Consider the following 3,334-nt stretch of genomic DNA (forward strand, 5'->3'; position numbering starts at 1 on the left):
TAAAGGCACAGCCGCAGGGGCGCGTGGTCGGTAAGCTGCCGCACAAAATGCAGCAGATCGCCCCGGTTGGTATTCTCCGGGCACAGCCTGTCCCACCATTGCGCCGCAAAGTGACGGCGGCTTCTGCCTTTGAATACGCCGGCATTTTGCAGAATACCCGCCAGAAAGCCCACCAGCCCCCATGTGAACATCTGCCACGGCGTCCACGGCCCCTGTCCGAAAATGAAGTTGCTGACAAAGGCGGTCAGCGCGCCGGTAAGAAAGCCCGCCTCCGGCCCGAAGGCCACCGCCGTGATGATAATGATGGCGGAGCAGGGCTTGAAGTTGGGCAGCGGGATGATCTCAAACACGGTGCGGCCTACCACGGCAATGGCCGCCATCACCGCGATCGGCACCAGCTCACGGGCCTGGGGCTTCTTCTTATCGAATACCAGTATGAAGGGGATGGCGGACGCCAGCAGGAACAGCAGGCCCAGCAGAATATCCGAGTTTAATATGATGTAGTCCCAGAAGGTGCGTGACCCCACCGGATTGACCGCGGGACGGTGGCTATGGTAATAGCCGAAGGCCGCCATCAGGGCGGGCAGCACCAGAAGGATCACCCACGCGGCGGCTCTGGTTCTTTTGCTGACAAAGAGCTTCGACACGACGCGATCACCTCCTCGCAGGTAATGTCCATGGGGAAGTGCTCCGCCGCGATACGGTTGGCGTCGGTGGTATAGAACCGGTTTCCGGCAAAGAAGTCGTGGGGCTCGCCCTCGGAGAGCAGCAGCCCGTCAAACATCAAGGCGCAGCCTGTGGCGTACCGGGCGGCAAACTCCACATCGTGGGTCACGATCAGGATGGACGTGCCTTCCCGGCACAGCGTCAGCAGCAGCTGCGCCAGCTCCGCCTTGGCATAGGCGTCCAGCCCTTTGGTGGGCTCGTCCAGCAGCAGCACCGTGGCCTCCCGCAGCAGCAGCTTGCCCACCGCCAGACGCTGGGTCTCACCGCCGGACAGGTCGTAGGGATGCCGCGATAGCAGCGGCGTCAGCTCCAGCCTCTCCGCCATGTGCATGGCTCTGGATTTGTCCTGACCGGCGCTGTCCAGTAGCTCCTTCTCCACCGTGTCGGCCACAAACAGCGACCGGGCGTTCTGGGGCAGCATACACAGCCGCTGCCCCTTTGCCAGCTTCACCTTGCCACGATAGGGCTTCCGAAAACCGGCCAGTGCCTGCATCAGCGTGGTCTTGCCCGCGCCGTTGCCGCCCAGCAGGCACAGCAGCTCCCCCTGATGAAGCGTTACATCCGTGCCCCGCAGGATGTCCTTGCCCTTTTCGGTATAGCGGAACCAAAGCTCCTTGCCCTCTAAAACGGTGGGGTGCTTTGTTTCTTTTTCGGTTTTTGTGTCCTCAGGTACGGTAGTATCTTCCGCGATGGGCAGCAGCCGCTCCAAGCGGCGGCGGCCGTCCCGTACCGTCAGGGGCAGCTCGTCCACCTGCTCCAGCTCACTGAAGATACGGACGGCGGCGGGAAGTCCGAAATAGATACGGCTCTTTTCCACGCTTCCGGACAGCTGCTGCGCGATCTCAGCCGGCGCACCGTCTGACAGGATACGCCCCTGATCCATGGTCACCACACGGTCGGCGGCGGGGAATACCTCGTCCAGCCGATGCTCCGTCAAAAGGATAGCTACGCCCAGCTCGCGGTTGATCCGCTGCACGGTGGCAAGCAGATTGCGGGCCGCCAGCGGATCCAGCATGGAGGTGGGCTCGTCCAAAATCAACAGCTTCGGCCCCATCGCCAGCGCCGAGGCCAGATTCATCAGCTGCTTCTGGCCGCCGGACAGCTCCGTGGTCTTGGCGCGGAACCACGGCTCCATGCCGAAAAAAGCGGCCATCTCCGCCACACGGCGGCGGATCACCGGCACGCTCAGTGCCATGTTCTCAAGACCGAAGGCCAGCTCGTGCCATACGAAGTCGGTGACGATCTGGTTATCCGGATTCTGCTGCACGAAGCCGATCTCCGCCGCAGCGGTCATCTCCGGCAGTTGGGAAAGAGGCGCGTCCTTATAAAAGGTCTCGCCGGCCCTTGCCCCCACGGGCAGCAGGCCGGGCTTGGCATGGCGCAGCAGCGTGGTCTTGCCGCAGCCGGAGGGGCCGCACAGCACCACATACTCGCCCTTATGTATCTCCAACGAGACGTCGTCCAGTGCCCGCGTGTCAGCCAGCGGGTAGGAGAAGCTCAGGTGTTCAAACCGTAAGAGCGCCATCTGATGGCCTCCTTTGTTTCAAGAATACCGGGCAGGAACATCAGCACGGCGTAGAACGCGAACATGGTATAGCTGGCACTGCCCAGCAGCACCGGCGTCATGGCGGGATAGAACTCCATATACCCGTGACCGAAGGCGCGGGCGGTGATGCAGACGCCTGCCACTGCCAGAATGAGGCCCAGCGTCCGAGCGTCCCGGCCATCGAAGCGGAACAGGTGGAAGGTGGTGCGCCGCTTGGCACCATAGCCCCGGGCTTTCATAGAGTCCGCCGTCTCCACCGCCGCCTCCATGCTCATGGTCAGCAGCACCGACAGGTTCCGCAGGGCACTGCCCAGCCTTTGCAGTAGCCGCGTGCCCTCCTCCTGCAACATGGCCTGAGACTGACGGATCTCGCGGCGATTCTGCTGAAGCTGTGGGATGAACCGCAGCGTCATGGTGATCAGCAGCGACGTACCGGGAAAGGGCTTGCCGAACAGGTACAGGAACTTATCCGAGGTCATGACCTCCTGATAGCAGGTAAACCACATAATGACCGCGCACAGGGAGCAGCCGGACACCAGACCGTAGCACACCGCCTCCAGCGTGTACCACAGGTGATTGATGGTAAAGAGCATGGTCACGCCCCGATGGTTGAACAGCGGATTGGCAAGGGCAATCAGCAGAAACATAGGCCCCACAAACCGCATGGTGTGGCCGTAGGCCCTCCAGCCCCGCAGCCGGATGGAAAACCAGCTGGCGCCCAGGAACGACAGCGCCACCGTGACCGGGTGCATACACCCCAGTGTCAGGCCCAGCACCAGCACGAAGTACGCCATACTGACCGCCGGATGCAGGTTCCCGAAGAAACGCATCCGGGTATCAGTCATGGTTATCCTTCCATTCCTTGCCGTAGCCGTAGGGATCTCCGTTTTCCAGATCGCAGCCAAGGTCGCAGGTGTAATTCCACTCAATGACCTCGCCGGGCTTGACAAAGTACACGCCGCAGCCGTAGTTGGGATACCAGTCGTTGACACAGTACATCCAGCCGCTCCAACGGCCGCCGTCAAACTCATAAAGGTTGTTGATGCCATCCACATAGCAGCC

At 61.8% G+C, this 3,334-nt stretch carries 4 protein-coding genes; all 4 read right to left on the reverse strand.

The window, feature by feature from the left end; genetic code table 11:
- Positions 1–647, reverse strand: a 647-nt coding sequence (locus ACOMDU_RS13525; protein ID WP_421130681.1) for an ECF transporter S component, incomplete at its 3' end; no start/stop codon positions are given.
- Positions 599–2,251, reverse strand: coding sequence for an ABC transporter ATP-binding protein (locus ACOMDU_RS13530; RefSeq protein WP_421130682.1), 1,653 nt, complete (start codon positions 2,249–2,251; stop codon positions 599–601). The genes ACOMDU_RS13530 and ACOMDU_RS13525, both read right to left, overlap by 49 nt.
- Positions 2,224–3,117: an energy-coupling factor transporter transmembrane component T gene (locus ACOMDU_RS13535; RefSeq protein WP_421130683.1), complete on the reverse strand. Its 894-nt coding sequence runs from the start codon at positions 3,115–3,117 to the stop codon at positions 2,224–2,226. Before ACOMDU_RS13535 ends, ACOMDU_RS13530 begins: the two co-directional genes overlap by 28 nt.
- A partial coding sequence (locus tag ACOMDU_RS13540) for a DUF4430 domain-containing protein (RefSeq protein WP_421130684.1) occupies positions 3,110–3,334 on the reverse strand: 225 nt, incomplete at its 5' end. The genes ACOMDU_RS13540 and ACOMDU_RS13535, both read right to left, overlap by 8 nt.

This window comes from Vescimonas sanitatis, assembly GCF_049060325.1.
Lineage (GTDB): Bacteria > Bacillota > Clostridia > Oscillospirales > Oscillospiraceae > Vescimonas > Vescimonas sanitatis.

Coding starts and splice junctions, on each gene's coding strand:
- ACOMDU_RS13530 (WP_421130682.1), bottom strand. CDS start 2,251: ATGGCGCTCTTACGGTTTGAACACCTGAGCTTCTCCTACCCGCTGGCT.
- ACOMDU_RS13535 (WP_421130683.1), bottom strand. CDS start 3,117: ATGACTGATACCCGGATGCGTTTCTTCGGGAACCTGCATCCGGCGGTC.